We start from the raw sequence: 17,351 nt of genomic DNA, 5'->3' as shown, positions 1-17,351 counted from the left end.
CTCAGGGTCTCGGAGGGCGGGCGGGGCATGCAGCGAATAAACGCCGATCGCTCCATCAGGTTGCCGGTCGTCCCACGTTGTTGCAGCGCAACCTCTTCGGAGGTGCGGGGTTTACACCGCCATGAGGGAGAGAACGACTGCGGGGGCCTCTGTCGTGCCTGCCACCGTCAAGGGGCAGGCCGTGAAGGCGTACCATGTAGATTTGCGGGCGATCGAAACCGTCGCGTCTTTCGAGCGGGTCGCGGAAGCGGCTGCGCGGACGGGATTCAATCACCTTTGTGTCGGACCGGTTTTTGATCTGGGTGACGGAGCTGACCCGCTTCTGGTCGCAGACCATTCGCGCCCGATTGCATCGCTCGTGGCTGCGGAGACGCCTTCCCGGCTGGTCAGATCCTTGCGCCAGGCCTGTGAGAAGAGCGGGCTCGCATTATTTGTCGACATCGTGCTCGATCGAGTGGCCGCAGGCGGAGAATCGGCGCGTTCCCTGCGCGGCACATACGATAGCCGGCCGGGCGTCAATCCCCTCGATCCGAGAGTCGACCGGCGAGTGGCAAGGTCGGTTTTCCTGCGCAGTGACGCACAAGACTCGGCCGCCGACTGGTGGTCCGGACAGATCGCGGAACTGGTGACCGCGGGCGCCCAAGGGTTCAGGCTCATCGGCCTGGCGGACCTCCCGCCGCTCGCTTTGGGGCGGATCCTGGAGCGTGTGCGAGGCCGAACGGCCTGCGAATTCTGGGGGTGGACTCCGGGCTTCCCCTGGTCCCGCCACATGGAACTCGCGCGTTCAGGCCTGTCTGCCGTCTTCGCGTCCACCTCGTGGTGGGACGGGCGCGCGTCCTGGTACGTCGAGGAAACCGAATTGCTGCGACGGGTTGCGCCCGTTCTTGGCGTGGCGGGCGATCCGTACGGTGCCCCATCGAACTCGCCGGTATTGGCGGGCCGGGCCCTTATGGCAGCGGCAGCGACGTCGGATGGCCTCTTCGTGCCTCACGGGGGAGCCGCCGACGAAGACGTGGCGCGTCGCGCCGTCGCCCTTTCGGACTCCCTGAGTGGAAGGGCGCACGTCGGCACGCTTCGGCCGATCACGAGCCCCGCGGGGCCCGTAACGGTTCTGCTGCGGGGCGACGCGGCGAACCCGGGCGAGGCGGGCCGCAGCTCGCTTGTCGTTCTGAACGCTGACTTGTCGAACGCCCACGCCTTGCCTGTGGATCTGGCGATCCTGCCGCCTTCAGCCGGCGCCGGGTTGGGCGTGAGGGAAGGCGCGCCGTCTGCCCCCCTTGAACCTGGAGAAGTACGCGTGCTTGAGGTGACGGCGACCAAACCCGTTCGCAACGGTAAGAAGTCCGGGAAGCGGGAGACGAGCGCCGCCGCCGCGAAGTCCCCGATTGTCATCGATCAGGTAAGCCCTTCCGTGAACGGCGGGGAGTTTGCCGCGAAAAGCGTGGTCGGAAGGCCGGTCGTGATCGAGGCCGACATCTTCGCCGATGGTCACGACCTGCTGGCCGCCGAGGTCATCTGGTGGTCCGCCGACGAAGACGAGCGCAGGACGGCCAAACTGACTCACGTCGCCAACGATCGCTGGCGCGCGACGCTCACTCCCGACCGCGTCGGCCGGCACTATTTTTCCGTGGAAGCCTGGCGCGACGAGTATGGCAGCCTGGCGCACGGCCTCGAGGTCAAGCATCGGGCCGGCGTCGACGTCTCCGTCGAACTGAAGGAAGCATCGCTCTTCCTCGAAGAGCTGGACAGGGACGAGGCGGTCGGGGCGCTGCTTGCACGGATGAAGGCCGCGGCGGAGCAGGAGTCCGTCGCGCTGCTGACGTCCGCAGAGGCGCGAGCGACCGTGTCCAAAGTGGCGGAACGTCTCTTTCGGATCGACCAAGGCCCGTTTCCCATGGAAATCGAGCGGCCTCAGGCCGAATTCGCCGCCTGGTACGAACTCTTTCCGCGCTCGATCACCGATGATCCGCGCAGGCACGGAACGTTCGACGATGTGATCGCAGCCTTGCCCCGCGTACGCGCGATGGGCTTCGACGTCCTGTATTTCCCGCCCATCCATCCGATCGGTAAGGCCAATCGCAAGGGACCCAACAACACACTGACGCCGGGTCCGGACGACGTCGGCAGCCCGTATGCGATCGGCGGACAGGATGGAGGGCACGACGCGATCCATCAGCAACTCGGCACGCCCGAGGATTTTCGCCGGCTGGTCACCGCCGCGCGGGAGCACGGGCTCGAAATCGCCCTCGACTTCGCCATCCAGTGCTCGCCCGATCATCCGTGGCTGCGCGAGCATCCCGATTGGTTCAAGCGGCGGCCGGACGGGACCATCAAGCACGCCGAGAACCCGCCGAAGAAATACGAGGACATCGTCAATGTCGACTTCTACGCCAAGGGCGCCATTCCCTCGCTCTGGCTAGCCCTGCGCGATGTGGTCCTGCACTGGGTGGAGGAGGGCGTCCGCATCTTCCGCGTCGACAACCCCCACACCAAACCCCTGCCATTCTGGCACTGGATGATCGGCGACATTCGCGGCCGTCATCCCGATGTGATGTTCCTCTCAGAGGCCTTCACGCGACCGAAGATGATGTACCGGCTGGCCAAGGTGGGCTTCTCTCAGTCCTACACGTACTTCACCTGGCGCAACGGCAAGCAGGAGATCACCGACTATCTCGTAGAGCTGTCGACAACCGAAGTGGCGAACTATTTCCGCCCGAACTTCTTCGTCAACACGCCGGACATCAATCCGTACTTCCTTCAAAGCGCAGGGCGCGCCGGATTCCTCATCCGTGCGGCCCTCGCCGCCACTCTGTCGGGGCTGTGGGGAGTCTACTCCGGCTTCGAGCTGTGCGAGGCCGCTGCTTTGCCGGGCCGAGAGGAATATCTCGATTCGGAAAAGTACGAGATCCGGCCGCGCGACTTCTCCTCACCTGGCAACATCGTTGCCGAGATCACGATGCTGAACCGCCTGCGCAGATCGCACCCGGCTCTGCAAAGCCACCTCGGCGTGACGTTCTACAACGCCGGCAACGACCAGATCCTCGTGTACGGCAAGCGCTTGCCAGGCGCGGCGGACATGGTCCTGGTCGCCGTCAGTCTCGATCCGCATCACCCGCAGGAGGCCGGGTTCGAGATTCCCCTGTGGGAGTGGAAGCTCGCCGACGACGGTGCCCTCGACGTCGAGGATCTGGTGCGCGGGGAGAAGTTCTCCTGGCACGGCAAGAACCAATACCTGCGCCTCGATCCAACGAATCTCCCCTTTGCCATCTGGCGCTTGTCGCCCCGGAGCGCCGCATGAATGCCCCCGTCGCCGATACTCCTGCCACGCTGCCGGTCGCGACCGATCCGCAATGGTATAAAGACGCGATCATCTATCAGCTTCACGTCAAGTCGTTCTTCGATTCGAACAACGACGGCATCGGCGACTTCCCCGGGCTGATCTCGCGTCTTTCGTACATCGCGGAGCTGGGGATCAACACGATCTGGCTCCTGCCGTTCTATCCGTCACCGCGTCGCGACGACGGCTACGACATCGCGGAGTACACCGCGGTCCATCCCGAATACGGTACTCTCGACGACGTGAAGCGGCTGATCGAGGAAGCGCACAAGCTCGGAATCCGCGTCATCACGGAGCTGGTGATCAACCACACGTCTGACCAGCATGCTTGGTTCCAGCGCGCGCGCCTGGCGCCACCGGGCTCGCCCGAGCGCGACTTCTATGTCTGGTCCGACAGCGACCAGAAATATGCAGACACGAGGGTGATATTCATCGACTCGCATCGTTCCAACTGGACATGGGACGCCGAGGCCAAGGCCTATTTCTGGCATCGCTTCTATTCGCACCAGCCCGACCTCAACTTCGACAATCCCGCAGTGCTCGAGGCGATCCTCGGCGTGATGCACTTCTGGCTCGACATGGGCATTGACGGGTTGCGCCTGGACGCCGTGCCCTATCTCGTCGAACGCGAGGGCACCAACAACGAGAATCTCGCCGAGACCCACGTGGTTCTGAAGCGCATCCGCGCCGAGATCGACAGGGCCTATCCCGGCCGGATGCTGCTGGCGGAGGCCAATCAGTGGCCGGAGGACACGAAGGAATATTTCGGCCAGGGCGACGAGTGCCACATGGCATTCCACTTCCCCCTGATGCCCCGAATGTACATGGCGCTGGCCCGCGAGGACCGCTTCCCCATCACCGACATCATGCGCCAGACGCCGCAGATTCCGGACAACTGCCAGTGGGCGATCTTCCTGCGCAATCACGACGAGCTGACGCTCGAGATGGTGACGGACTCCGAGCGCGACTATCTCTGGGAGACCTATGCCACCGATCGGCGGGCGCGCCTCAATCTCGGCATTCGCCGCCGGCTCGCACCCTTGCTGGAACGCGATCGCCGGCGGATCGAGCTGATGAACTGCCTGCTCCTGTCGATGCCCGGCGCGCCCGTCATCTACTATGGCGACGAGATCGGCATGGGTGACAATATCCGGCTGGGCGACCGCGACGGCGTGCGCACGCCGATGCAATGGTCGCCGGATCGCAATGGTGGATTTTCGCGGGCGGATCCGGCGGCGCTGGCGCTGCCGACCATCATGGATGCGCTCTACGGATACGAGACCGTGAACGTCGAGGCGCAGACGCGCGACGTTCATTCGCTGCTTCACTGGACCCGCAAGATGATTGCGGTGCGGCGCACACATGCGGCCTTTGGTCGAGGGACGCTGCGTTTCCTCTACCCCAAGAACCGGAAGGTGCTGGCCTATCTGCGCGAGCTCGATGGCGAGGTCATTCTGTGCGTCGCCAATGTGTCCCGCACGCCGCAAGCCGTGGAACTCGATCTCTCCGAGTTCGCCGGGAGGGTGCCGGTCGAACTCAACGGCGGCTCTCTGTTCCCGCCTGTCGGGCAGCTGACCTATCTGCTCACCTTGCCGCCCTACGGCTTCTATTGGTTCATCCTCGCCAGCGAGACGGAGGCACCCTCATGGCACACGCCTGCGCCCGAACCGTTGCCTGATTACGTGACCGTGGTCCTTCGCGGGCCGCTCAGCGATGGCGTGAAAGAGTCGGCTGCGCTCCTCGAGCGTGAGGCGCTGCCGCCCTATCTGGCCAAGCGTCGCTGGTTCGGTGCGAAGGACAAGGCGCTCCAGTCGTCGCACTTCGCCTACCTTGCTCGCCTCCCTGGGTCGGAGCGGGAGCTGCTTCTTGGCGAAATCGAGGTCGAGGCCGGTGGCGAAAAGAGCCGCTGGCTCTTGCCCCTGTCGATAAGCTGGGAAGACGAGCAGGTGGGAGCGCTTCCGTCGCAGCTTGCCCTGGCGCGGGTGCGGCGGGGACGCCGCATCGGGCTTCTGACCGATGCCTTCGCCCTGCCGGAGTTTGCTCGCGAGATGCTGGGCGCGCTGGCATCGGGCGCGAGGATCGACGGGCCCGAAGGCCAGATCGTATTCGAGCCGATGCCAGACGGAGTCGACGTGCTTCGGCGCCCGGCCGACGCTCAGGTGATGTGGCTGACCGCCGAACAGTCCAACAGCTCCCTGGTCGTCGACGATGCCGTCATGTTCAAGATCTTCCGCCGCATTCAGGCGGGCGAGCACCCCGAAGCGGAGATGAGCCGCTACCTGACCAGTCATGGCTTCGCCAATTCGCCGGCGTTGCTGGGCGAGGTGGCGCGCATCGCTGCCGACGGCGAACGGTACGCGCTCGGGATTGCGCAGGCTTTCGTGCGGAACCAGGGTGATGCCTGGACTTGGACGCTCAGCCAATTCAGTCGGGCTCTCGACAATCTCGCCAGCCGCGAGGCGACGGCGGAGTCGCGCGACGACGATATCGAGGACTACCACGCTTTCGCGGGCACGATCGGTCGGCAGCTGGGCGCGATGCACCAGGTTCTCGCGCGACCGACGGAGAACCAGGCCTTCTCGCCCCGCATGGCGGCGCCCGAGGACGTCGAGGAGTGGGCGGAGCGCGGACTTGGCTTGTTCAGCCGGGCGCTCGACGCAATCGCGGGCATCGAAAACTGGGAGACCGAGGCTGCTGCGGCCGACGCCAAGCGCCTTCTCGAGCGCCGCGACGCGCTCATGTCACTCCTCCAGCAACTCGTGCAGAATGGTTTGGGTTCGAGCGTCTCGCGCATCCATGGCGACTTCCATCTGGGCCAGGTGCTGATCGCCAGCGGCGATGCCTACATCATCGATTTCGAGGGTGAGCCTGCCAGACCGCTCGAGGAACGTCGCCGCAAGGCCAGCCCGATGCGGGATGTGGCGGGGCTGATGCGCTCGTTCGACTATGCGGCTGCGGCTACGCTCGATCCAAAAAATGTGGTGGCAAACCGCATTCCGCCGGCTCGTCGTCTCACGCTCGTCACCCGACTGAGACGGGGGGCCCAGCGTGCCTTCCTCAACGCCTACCGGGAGGCAGCCGCGGGGCTGCCGGGCATGGATCGCAGCGAACTGCTCGACTTCTTTCTCGCCGAGAAGGCCGCCTACGAGGTCTGCTACGAGGCGGCGAACCGACCGGCCTGGCTCCCCATTCCACTGTCCGGCCTGTCCCGACTGGCCGCTCGTCTCCTGAGGGAAACGCCACCACAGGAGAATGCATGAACGACGATATGCAGGCCGGGTGGCTCGATCGAGCCTCGGCGGAGGCCCTGAGCGACTGTCGTCCTGTGGATGCGTTCGCGGTTCTGGGGCCTCACCCGTCGCGGTCCGGGCGCGTGATCCGGGCGTTTCTGCCAGGCGCACTCGGCGTGGAAGTGATCGGCTGTGGCGAGAAGCAGTCGTGGGGCGAGTTGAAGCCGGGCGTCGTGGCCGGACTCTTCGAGGGAACGTTCAAGCACGACGGCACCTACTTGCTTCGGATCCGGTGGCCCGACGCCGTTCAGGAAACGGAAGATCCCTACGCATTCGGGCCGGCCCTGGGCGACCTCGACCTTCACCTCTTCAGCGAGGGCAGGCATTTCGAGCTTGCCGAGGCGCTGGGCGCCAATGTCGTGGAACTGGACGGCGTCGCAGGCGTGCGTTTTGCGGTCTGGGCTCCCAATGCCGAGCGCGTCGCCTTGATCGGTGACTTCAATTCATGGGACCGGCGCCGCCACCCGATGCGGCTGCGCGCTTCAGCCGGAGTCTGGGAGATCTTCATTCCCCGCCTGGGCGACGGGACGCGCTACAAGTTCGACATCGTTGGACCGCACGGCCAACGTCTGCCCGACAAAGCCGATCCGGTGGCTCAACAGGCAGAGCTGGCGCCGGGCACAGCGTCCGTGGTCGCCGCGCCGGCCAGCGGGCTTCGCTGGTCCGATCAGGAGTGGATGGCAGGTCGAGCGAAGCGCCAATCGGCTGAGTCTCCGATTTCCATCTATGAGGTCCATGCCGGATCGTGGATGCGCCAGAAGGCCGGTTCGGGAGCGCCGGAGCGTCCGCTATGGGACTTCCTGGCGGAGCGGCTGATCCCATACGCCAAGGAGATGGGCTTCACCCACTTGGAGATGCTCCCGGTGACGGAGCATCCGTTCGGCGGGTCCTGGGGCTACCAGCCGCTCGGCCTGTTCGCGCCGGCCGCGATCTACGGTCCGCCGGAGTCGTTTGCACGCTTCGTCGACGCGGCGCATCGCGCCGGCATCGGCGTCTTGCTCGATTGGGTGCCGGCCCATTTCCCGACCGACCCGCACGGTTTGGCGCGTTTCGATGGCACGGCCCTCTACGAGCACCTCGATCCGCGCGAGGGCTATCATCACGACTGGAACACCTACATCTACAATTTCGGGCGTCGCGAGGTTCAGGGCTTTCTGATTGCCAGCGCCTTGCATTGGCTGGAGCGCTTTCACGTCGACGGTCTGCGCGTCGATGCGGTGGCGTCCATGCTCTATCGCGACTACAGCCGCCCGGCCGACGCTTGGATTCCCAACGTCCACGGCGGGCGCGAGAACCTGGAGGCGATCGGCTTCCTGCGTCATCTCAATGCGGTCGTCGCCGAGAGGGCGCCCGGCGCGATCGTGATCGCGGAGGAATCGACGGCCTGGCCCGGCGTGACGGCGCCGCTGCCCGAGGGTCTCGGCTTCTCGTTTAAATGGAACATGGGGTGGATGCACGACACCTTGGAGTATGTCGAGCACGAGCCCGTCTATCGCGCCTATCATCACGATAAGATGACGTTCGGGCTCGTTTACGCCTTCTCCGAACGTTTCGTGTTGCCGATCTCCCACGACGAGGTCGTGCACGGTAAGGGATCACTGCTGCGCAAGATGCCCGGCGACCGCTGGCAGCGTTTCGCGAACCTGCGTGCCTATCTCGGCTTCATGTGGGCTCACCCGGGCAAGAAACTTTTGTTCATGGGCTGCGAGATCGCGCAGGACCGTGAATGGAACCATGACGGCGAGATCGATTGGCACCTGCTCGAAGATGGCGCGCATGCCGGAATCCAGCGCCTCGTTCGCGACCTCAATCATCTCTATGCGGCGGAGCCCGCGCTGCACGAGTCCGACGACGATCCCTCAGGCTTTTCCTGGATCGTGGGCGACGACCGGGCCAACTCCGTCTATGCCTTTTTCCGAACCTCGTCTTCCGCCGCGCCGCTCCTTGTCGTGTGCAACATGACGCCGGTGCCCCGTCACGGTTATCGCATCGGCGTGCCCAAAGGGGGGCGCTGGCGTGAAGTCGCCAACACGGATTCCCGGTTCTACGGCGGTACTGACCTCGGCAATGACGGTGGTGCGGTGGCAGTCGACGTGCCGTCGCACGGGCACTTCCAGTCCGTCCAGCTCACCCTGCCACCGCTCGCGACCGTGATCCTGCGCAGCGAGGACTAGGTGGCGACCTCGTCCTGGCCCGACAGGCTGCTGCCGGGTTCGCCCTATCCTCTCGGCGCCACCTGGGATGGGCTCGGTACCAACTTCGCCGTCTTTTCGGCTCATGCGACCCGTATCGAATTGTGCCTGTTCGATCCTTCGGGCCGCCGTCAGATCGCGCGCTTCGACCTGCCGGAGTGCACCGACGAGGTCTGGCATGGCTATCTCCCGAATGCCCGCGTGGGCCTTGCCTACGGCTATCGCGCGCACGGACCCTATGAACCGCAGGCCGGGCACCGCTTCAACCCGCACAAGCTGCTGCTCGACCCCTATGCGCGTCGCCTTACCGGCGAAATGCGCAATGCCGATGCCTTGTACGGCTATCGGGTGAATTCGCCGCGGGCCGACCTGTCCTTCGACCGGCGCGACAGTGCGCCCGGCGTTATGAAGGCGGTGGTGGCCGACGACAGCTTCAATTGGGCCGATGACCGGCCGCCGGCGGTGCCCTGGTCGGACACGGTGATCTACGAGACCCATGTCCGGGGCGTAAGCCTGCTGCGGCAGGACCTGCGGCCGCACGAGCGGGGGACCTTCGCGGCTCTTGGCGATCCCGTGTTCATCGACCACCTGCGCCGCCTCGGCGTGACCACGGTGGAACTGCTGCCGATCCATGCCTTCGTGCAGGATCGCTCGTTGCTCGAGAAGGGGCTTCGCAACTATTGGGGCTACAACACCCTCGGCTTTTTCGCGCCGGAGCCGCGCTACCTCTCCGACGGCACGCTCGACGAGCTACGCATTGCCGTGCGCCGGCTGCATGCAGCCGGCCTCGAGCTCATCCTCGACGTGGTCTACAATCACACGGCCGAAGGCAGCGAGTTGGGGCCGACCCTGTCGTTTCGCGGCCTCGACAATGCCAGCTACTACCGGCTGCTCGCCGACAATCCGCGTCACTGCATCAACGACACCGGCACGGGCAATACGCTCAACCTGTCGACGCCCCGCGTGCTCCAGATGGTCATGGACTCGCTTCGTTACTGGGTGACGGCCTTTCACGTCGACGGCTTCCGCTTCGACCTCGGCGTGACGCTGGGGCGCGAGGCGCACGGCTTCGATCCCTGCTCGGGCTTCTTCGATGCGATCCGACAGGACCCCGTGCTGCAGAAGGTGAAGCTGATCTCCGAACCCTGGGACATCGGTCCGGGCGGATATCAGCTGGGGAACCATCCGCCGGGATTCGCCGAGTGGAACGATCGGTTCCGCGATGGGGTCAGGCGATACTGGCGGGGCGATCCGGGCCAGCGCGCCGATTTCGCCGCCCGGCTCGCGGGCTCGAGCGACCTGTTCGATCGCCGCCATCGGCGGCCCTGGGCCTCGATCAACTATGTCGCCTCGCACGATGGTTTCACGCTGCTCGACGCCGTGAGCTACGAGGAACGTCACAACGAGGCCAATGGCGAGGACAACAAGGACGGCCACGGCGAGAACTACAGCTCGAACTGGGGCGTGGAAGGACCGAGCGCTGATCCCGCCATTCTCGACACGCGGCGCAGGCTGCAGCGTGCCATGCTCGCCACTCTCTTCCTGGCACAGGGGACGCCGATGCTGCTGGGCGGCGACGAGTTCGGCCGAACCCAGGACGGCAACAACAATGCCTATTGCCAGGACAACGAGACATCCTGGTTAGACTGGTCGTTGCTGGAAAAGCCCGATGGCCAGAAACTCAGCGCCTTCGTCTCACGTATCGTGGCGTTGCGGCACAAGCATGCGATCCTGCGTGCACCCCGCTTTCTGCACGGGCTCGAGCGTCCTGCGGAAGGTCTCGCCGACATCGCCTGGTTCGATGCTTCGGGTGAGGTCGTATCGACCGACTCCTGGAACAATGCCGAGGACCGCTGGCTTGTGTTGCGACGCGCGAGTGTCGACGGTGGCGTGGTGAGCATGCTGACGGCGTTCTTCAATGCCGGCTCGACGGAACACAAATTCGTTCTGCCGCAACCGCGGTGGCCGACGCGCATTGTGCTCGACAGCGCTGCGCCCGACGCCGCGGAGCGCGATTTGCAGGAGGATGAGCTGATGGTCGGACCTCGCAGTGTGGTGCTTGCGCTGGCCACCAGGACGCAAGGATGAAGAATAAATTCGCACACGACTTGCCTTTTGGCGCGTCGTTGCTCCCCTCGGGCGCGACGCGCTTCCGATTCTGGGCGCCGGCACAGAAGAAGGTGAGCCTGGAGATCGATGGCGCGGCGCCGGTACCGATGACGCCGGCCGACGGCGGTTGGTTCGAGGCGGAAGCCGCGTGCAGCGCCGGCACGTCCTATCGGTACCGACTCGAAAACGGTGTCTCCGTGCCGGACCCGGCCTCGCGCGCCCAGGCGGACGATGTGCATGGCCCCAGTATCGTCGTCGACCCTCGCCGCTATGACTGGCGGCATCCCGGCTGGCAGGGGCGGCCGTGGGACGAGACGGTGCTCTACGAACTGCATGCGGGCGCCTTCGGCGGCTTCGCGGGCGTGCAGGCGGCTCTGCCGATGCTGGCCGACCTCGGCGTCACGGCCGTCGAGTTGATGCCGATCAACGATTTCCCGGGGTGGCGCAACTGGGGCTATGACGGCGTGCTGCCCTTTGCACCCGATCGCAGCTATGGCACGCCGGACGAACTCAAGGCGCTCGTCGATGCGGCGCACGGCCTGGGACTGATGATGTTCCTGGACGTCGTCTACAATCACTTCGGCCCGGACGGTAACTATCTGTCTGCTTATGCGCCGGGGTTCTTCCGCGATGACATTGCGACTCCCTGGGGAGAGGCGATCGATTTTAGGCGGCCCGAAGTCCGCCGCTATTTCACCGAAAACGCCCTGTACTGGGTGCACGAGTACCGGTTCGACGGCCTGCGTTTCGATGCCGTGCATGCGATCTCGGAGGCGGACTGGCTGGACGAGATGGCAGGCGACGTTCGCCGCTCGGTCGAGCCTGGCCGGCACGTTCATCTCGTGCTCGAGCATGACGGCAACGTGGCCGATCACCTGCGCCGGGACTTCGACGCGCAATGGAACGACGATGCGCACCACGTCCTGCACACGATGCTAACCGGCGAGCGCGACGGTTACTATGCGGACTATGCCGATCAGGCGGCGCGGCGACTGGCGCGGGCGCTTTCCGAGGGCTTCGTTTACCAGGGGGATCCGTCGAGCTATCGCAAGGGCGAGGCGCGGGGGACACCGAGCAACGATCTGCCGCCGACCTCCTTTGTCCTGTTCCTCCAGAACCACGACCAGATCGGCAACCGTCCCTTTGGGGACCGGTTGACCAGCCAGGTCGACCCCGAGCGTCTCGAAGCCGCGATTGCCCTGCAACTGCTCTCCCCGCATGTCCCCATGATCTTCATGGGCGAGGAAGAGGCCGCCACGTCGCCTTTTCTGTACTTCACAGACCATACGGGCGAACTTGCCGATGCGGTCCGGGAAGGACGCCGGCGCGAATTCGCCGGGTTCGAGGGGTTTGCGCCGGGAGAGGGGACGTCGAGCATTCCCGACCCCAATGACCCCGAGACCTTCGAACGGAGTCGGCTCATTCCCGACGCGGAGCATGGCCCGGCACGGCGTCGCCTCTATCGCGATCTTCTCGAAATACGGCGCGAGGCGCTGACTCCAAGGCTTGCGGGCGCAAGATCGCTGGGCGCATCGGCGATCGAACCCTCGACGGTGGTGGCTCGCTGGCAACTGGGCGATGGCGCGATGCTGGTGCTCGCGTCGAATCTCGGACGTGAACCTGCGCAAATCGAGGGTGTCGATGGCGACGCCATCTATGAATCACGTCCGGGAGCGGCTGACGCGGTGCGCAGGGGCCGGCTTGCCGGCGCCACCACGGTGGCGCTCATGGTGCCCGCATCGTGAGCGACGATGACATTCGCGCGCTCGCGCGCGCGGCCGGCCTCGCCGAAACGTGGACGGATGCTCTCGGGATCCCGCAGCAGGTTTCGATCGCATCCCTCCACCGAATACTGGACGCCCTGGGCTTCGGGACCGGCTCGCCTGCCGATCTAGAAGACAGTCGCCGACGATTGGCACCACCGGGCGCGCTGCCGCCGCTCGTGACGATGCGGGCGGGAAGCCGCCTCACGCTTCCGGCGCGAGCGGGCGGCGCGGCTCGCGGGCAACTCACCTATGAGGATGGCGGGCTCGCGACCCTGAGATTCTCAACGCGGGGAGACAAGCTCGTCGGACCGGCGCTGGATCGGGTCGGCTATCACCGGCTCGAATTCGGCGACCGGCAGGTCACGATTGCGGTCGCGCCGCCACGGTGCGTGACCATTGAGGAGCGTGCCGAGGGCAAGCATCTCTGGGGTGTTGCGGCACAAATTTACAGCCTGCGCCGTTCGGGAGATGGCGGCATCGGCGACGCAACGGCGGTGCGGCAGCTTGCCGAAGGAGCGGCCCGGCATGGCGCGGACGCCATTGCGCTCAGCCCGGTGCATAGCCTGTTCACTGCCGATTCCGGCCGATACGGTCCCTATTCCCCGTCGAGCCGGCTTTTCTTCAACCCGTTATTCGCCGATCCCGAGATCGTCTTCGGACCGCAGCGAGTAGCCCAGCATCGCCGTGAGGGTGAGGCTTTCGAGCAGGCGCCGCTGGTCGAGTGGCGCCCGGCGGCGGAGGCGAAGCTTGCCGTGCTACGGCGCCTGTTCGACGACTTCGAGGCCCACGACTTGGCGACCGGGACGGAAGTCGCGCGGGATTTCGAAGTGTTCGTACGCGAGGGGGGAGAGCTGCTGCGAGGGCATGCGGTGTTCGAAGCGCTGCACGGCAAATGGCTGGGAGGCCAGCCTTCGCTCGGATTCTGGCGCGATTGGCCGCCGGCATTTCGACAGGGCCCCATGCAGCCTGACGATCCGCAGATGGCCGACTTTCTCTCGGCCGCGGGACCGACGGTGCGTTTCCACCAGTTCCTGCAATGGCTGGCCGCCCGATCGTTCGAAGAGGCCCAGAAGACGGCCGTCGGGGCGGGGATGAAGATCGGTCTGATCAGCGATCTCGCGATCGGTATGGACCGCGCCGGCAGTCATGCCTGGTCCCGCCAGAGCGATCTGCTTCTGGGGCTCAACATCGGGGCGCCGCCGGACGAGTTCAATCGCGCAGGACAGGATTGGGGCCTGTCCGGCTTCTCGCCGCGGGCACTCGTCTCGACGGGCTTCGAGCCCTTTCTCGCCACCGTGCGCGCAGCCATGAGGTATGCGGGCGGTGTCCGAATCGATCACATCATGGGTCTGCAGCGTCTCTGGCTGGTCCCCGAGGGCGCTTCGGCCGCCGAGGGCGCCTATCTCGAGTACCCGCTCGACGATTTCCTGCGTCTGCTCGCCATCGAATCACACCGGCACGGTGCCGTGGTCATCGGTGAAGATCTCGGCACTGTACCGCGCGGTTTTCGCCGCCGTCTCACGGAGGCGGGAATCGCGGGCATGGATGTGATGTGGTTCGAGCGCAACCGAGGCAGTTTCCGCACGCCTGCCCGTTGGCGGCGCGATGCCGTATCGATGACGACGACCCATGACCTTCCTACTGTCGCCGGCTGGTGGCGCGGAAACGATATTGAGGTGCGAGGCGCACTCGGCCTGGCGGCCGAGGGCGAGGCCGACGCGCGGCAGACCGACCGGCGCCGCCTGTGGCGCGCGTTTGCCGCTGCGGGAACCGCGGACGGGCCGGCGCCTGCGCCGGAAGATACTGGGCCCGTTGTCGATGCGGCGCTCGGGTTCGTCGCGAGTTCGCCTGCGCCGCTCATGCTGGCGCCGATGGAGGATCTTCTGGGGATGATCGATCAGCCGAATCTGCCGGGGACCATCGATCAGCATCCCAACTGGCGCCGCCGCCTGGAACCGAGGGCCGCCGAGCTTTTTGACGATCCCGTGGTTGCCAGGCGCGCCGCCGCCATCATGGCCCGCCGGCCATGATCCCCCGCGCCACCCTGCGGCTGCAGTTTCACCGTGGCTTCACCTTCGCGGATGCCGCCAGCCACGCCGACTGGTTTGCCCGGCTGGGCGTCAGCCATGTCTATGCCTCGCCGATCGCCGTTGCCCGGCCGGGCTCGATGCACGGTTACGATGTCGTCGATCCGACCGCGGTCAATCCGGAGCTGGGCGGGGAGGAGGGCCTGCTGGCGCTCGCCAAGGCGCTGCGTGCCGTGGATGTCGGTCTGATCCTCGACATCGTGCCCAACCACATGGCGGCCGATACCCGCAACGGATGGTGGCGCGACGTGCTGCGCCAGGGGCGGGCAAGCGCTCATGCCGCCTGGTTCGACATCGATTGGGAGCCGACGGAGGCGGGCCCGGCGAAAATCCTGCTGCCCGTTCTCGGTCGCCCGCTCGCCGAAGCGATCGAGGCCGGCGAATTCTCGGTCGCGCCCGACGGCGAGGGCCGCGCCGAACTTCGCTACTTCGATAACGCGTTCCCGTTGTCCGACGGCAGTGCCGAGGGTCGCGGCAGCCTGGCCAACCTGCTTGCCCGGCAGCACTATCGTCTGGAGTCCTGGCGCGTGGCCGGCGACCGGATCAACTGGCGCCGCTTCTTCGACATCAACGAACTCGTCTGTCTGCGCATGGAACGGCCGGAAGCCTTCGAGGCCGTCCACGCCCTGCCGCTTCGGCTCTACGCCGAGGGTGTGGTCGACGGGCTCAGGATCGATCATGTGGACGGGCTGACGGACCCGGCGGGCTATTGCCAGCAGTTGCGCGAGCGACTCGATGGGCTGGCGGCGCAGCATGGACGGCCGCGCGCCTGGCTGGTCGTCGAGAAGATCCTGCTGAAGGGCGAGACGTTGCCCAAGGGCTGGGGCTGCGACGGCACGACCGGCTACGACTTCATGGACGAGGTGAGTGCGCTTCAGCACGATCCGGCCGGCGAAGCCATCCTCGCGAAGGCCTGGGCGGGCCTCAGCGGTCGGCCGGAGACCTTCGCGGACGAGGAGCTGATGGCGCGGCGCGAGATCGTGGCCCGCAGCTTCTCGGCGCAACTCGAGGCCTGTGCCGCAGCCTGGCAGGCCGTCGTGGGAGAGGTGATCCCGCGGCCGACGCTGCGGCGATTGCTGGCCGAATTCCTCGCTCATGTTCCCGTCTATCGGACTTACGGAGCCGGCGATGTTCTCTCCGACAGCGACGCGGAGATCCTTCGCGAGGTAGGCGGGAAGGTCGCGCGGAGCTGTCTCGCCACAGATCGCTGGGCGGTCGAGCCACTGCTCGCAGCGATGCTCGCCCCGAAAAAAGCTCCGGTCGCATGGCCACGCGCCATGGCGCGGTTCCAGCAGCTGAGCGCCCCCATCGCGGCCAAGTCGGTCGAGGATACCGGCTTCTATCGCTACGGCCGGCTTCTGTCGCGCAACGATGTCGGGTTCGACATCGAGACCTTCTCTCTCGATGTCGACGCCTTTCACGCGCGCATGCAGCGGCGGCGCGCGGACTATCCGCACACCATGCTGGCGACGGCGACGCATGATCACAAGCGGGGGGAGGACTTGAGGGCCCGGCTGGCCGTGGTGAGCGAACTCGGCTCCGAGTGGACGGCCCTGCTTGAGCGTTGGATCGATCCGACGTCGTCGCGGGTGACGCCGGGCGACCGGGCGATGCTGCTGCAGATGATCGTCGGCGCCTGGCCTCTGGATCTCGATCGGGACGATGCTGCCGGCAGGAGCGCCTTTGCCGAGCGTCTCTGTGGCTGGCAGGAGAAGGCCCTGCGCGAGGCCAAACTCGAAAGCGACTGGGCCGCGGTCAACGAGGCCTACGAGAAGGACGCACGGTCCTTCACCATGCGCCTCGTAGCCGAAGCAGCCCTGCCCGATTTTCTCGACGACCTGCTCGCCTTCGTGCGCCGCATCGCCCCGGCCGGGGCGGTGAACGGGTTGGCGCAATGTCTTCTCAAGCTCACCGTGCCCGGTGTGCCCGATTTTTATCAGGGCACCGATCTCTGGGACTTCAGCCTGGTCGACCCTGACAATCGCCGGCCGGTCGATTTTGCTGCGCGCGAGAAAATGGCGGACGGGCCATTGCTCGGTTTGGCCCTGCACTGGCGCGATGGGGCCATCAAACAGGCTTTGATCGAGCGCATCCTGGCGCTCCGCAAGCGGGCTCCACATATTTTTGCGGAGGGGACCTATCGACCGGTAGAGGTCGAGGGTCCGCTGCGGCGGTCAGTCGTCGCCTTTGTCCGAGAAGCCGGTGACGACTGGATGCTCGTCGCCGTCCCCCGGCTCATGGCGCCGATGATCGCGGCGCACGATGATCTGGGCTTCCGGACAGGGGCATGGTCCGACACCGCCCTGAGCTTCGATGGAAGTCTCGCGAAACTGGCGCACGATGTTCTTCGCGACCGCAGCATTGAGCTCTCGCGACGAACGCCTCTCGACCTGCTCTGGGGTGACCTGCCCATCGCACTGATCTCGTCAGTTTCGCCAGGATGAGCCTCTGTTGATAACGCGTCTGGTGAGGACGCCGCGGGACGTGTAAGGGCCATGACACTCGCGGCGGCGTGGAATGCAGACACGCAGCTCAACGCACGGGAGCCGGGGAGGGCCCACCTTGAGCGG

General features: G+C 65.8%; 7 protein-coding genes. All 7 read left to right on the top strand.

Translation table 11 applies throughout. The annotated features are described in order from the left end of the window. The first annotated feature begins 154 nt into the window (after positions 1-154). Genes ACO07K_RS14225 through treY form a run of 7 tightly spaced genes read left to right on the top strand, consistent with a single transcriptional unit; the run spans position 155 to position 17,225 of the window. Positions 155-3,298: an alpha-1,4-glucan--maltose-1-phosphate maltosyltransferase gene (locus tag ACO07K_RS14225; protein WP_422036583.1), complete on the top strand. Its 3,144-nt coding sequence runs from the start codon at positions 155-157 to the stop codon at positions 3,296-3,298. After that, positions 3,295-6,597 carry a maltose alpha-D-glucosyltransferase gene (gene treS / locus ACO07K_RS14220; protein WP_422036582.1) on the top strand — a complete coding sequence of 1,101 codons (3,303 nt, stop codon included), beginning with the start codon at positions 3,295-3,297 and terminating at the stop codon, positions 6,595-6,597. Before ACO07K_RS14225 ends, treS begins: the two co-directional genes overlap by 4 nt. After that, on the top strand, positions 6,594-8,801 hold the full coding sequence (glgB, locus tag ACO07K_RS14215; RefSeq protein WP_422036581.1) for a 1,4-alpha-glucan branching protein GlgB: 2,208 nt from the start codon (positions 6,594-6,596) through the stop codon (positions 8,799-8,801). The genes treS and glgB overlap by 4 nt, the downstream gene beginning before the upstream one ends. Next, positions 8,802-10,907: a glycogen debranching protein GlgX gene (glgX, locus tag ACO07K_RS14210; protein ID WP_422036580.1), complete on the top strand. Its 2,106-nt coding sequence runs from the start codon at positions 8,802-8,804 to the stop codon at positions 10,905-10,907. Beyond that, the gene (gene treZ / locus ACO07K_RS14205) at positions 10,904-12,673 is read left to right on the top strand and encodes a malto-oligosyltrehalose trehalohydrolase (RefSeq protein WP_422036579.1); all 1,770 of its coding nucleotides are present in this window, start codon (positions 10,904-10,906) and stop codon (positions 12,671-12,673) included. The genes glgX and treZ overlap by 4 nt, the downstream gene beginning before the upstream one ends. Next, positions 12,670-14,724 (top strand): 4-alpha-glucanotransferase, encoded by a 2,055-nt coding sequence (malQ, locus tag ACO07K_RS14200; RefSeq protein WP_422036578.1) that lies wholly within the window; start codon positions 12,670-12,672, stop codon positions 14,722-14,724. Before treZ ends, malQ begins: the two co-directional genes overlap by 4 nt. Further along, positions 14,721-17,225 carry a malto-oligosyltrehalose synthase gene (gene treY / locus ACO07K_RS14195; protein ID WP_422036577.1) on the top strand — a complete coding sequence of 835 codons (2,505 nt, stop codon included), beginning with the start codon at positions 14,721-14,723 and terminating at the stop codon, positions 17,223-17,225. The genes malQ and treY overlap by 4 nt, the downstream gene beginning before the upstream one ends. Positions 17,226-17,351: the final 126 nt, after the last annotated feature.

This window comes from Reyranella sp. (assembly GCF_965228225.1).
In the GTDB taxonomy this organism is placed as follows: domain Bacteria; phylum Pseudomonadota; class Alphaproteobacteria; order Reyranellales; family Reyranellaceae; genus Reyranella.
This window is presented reverse-complemented; position numbering and strand designations above follow the sequence as displayed.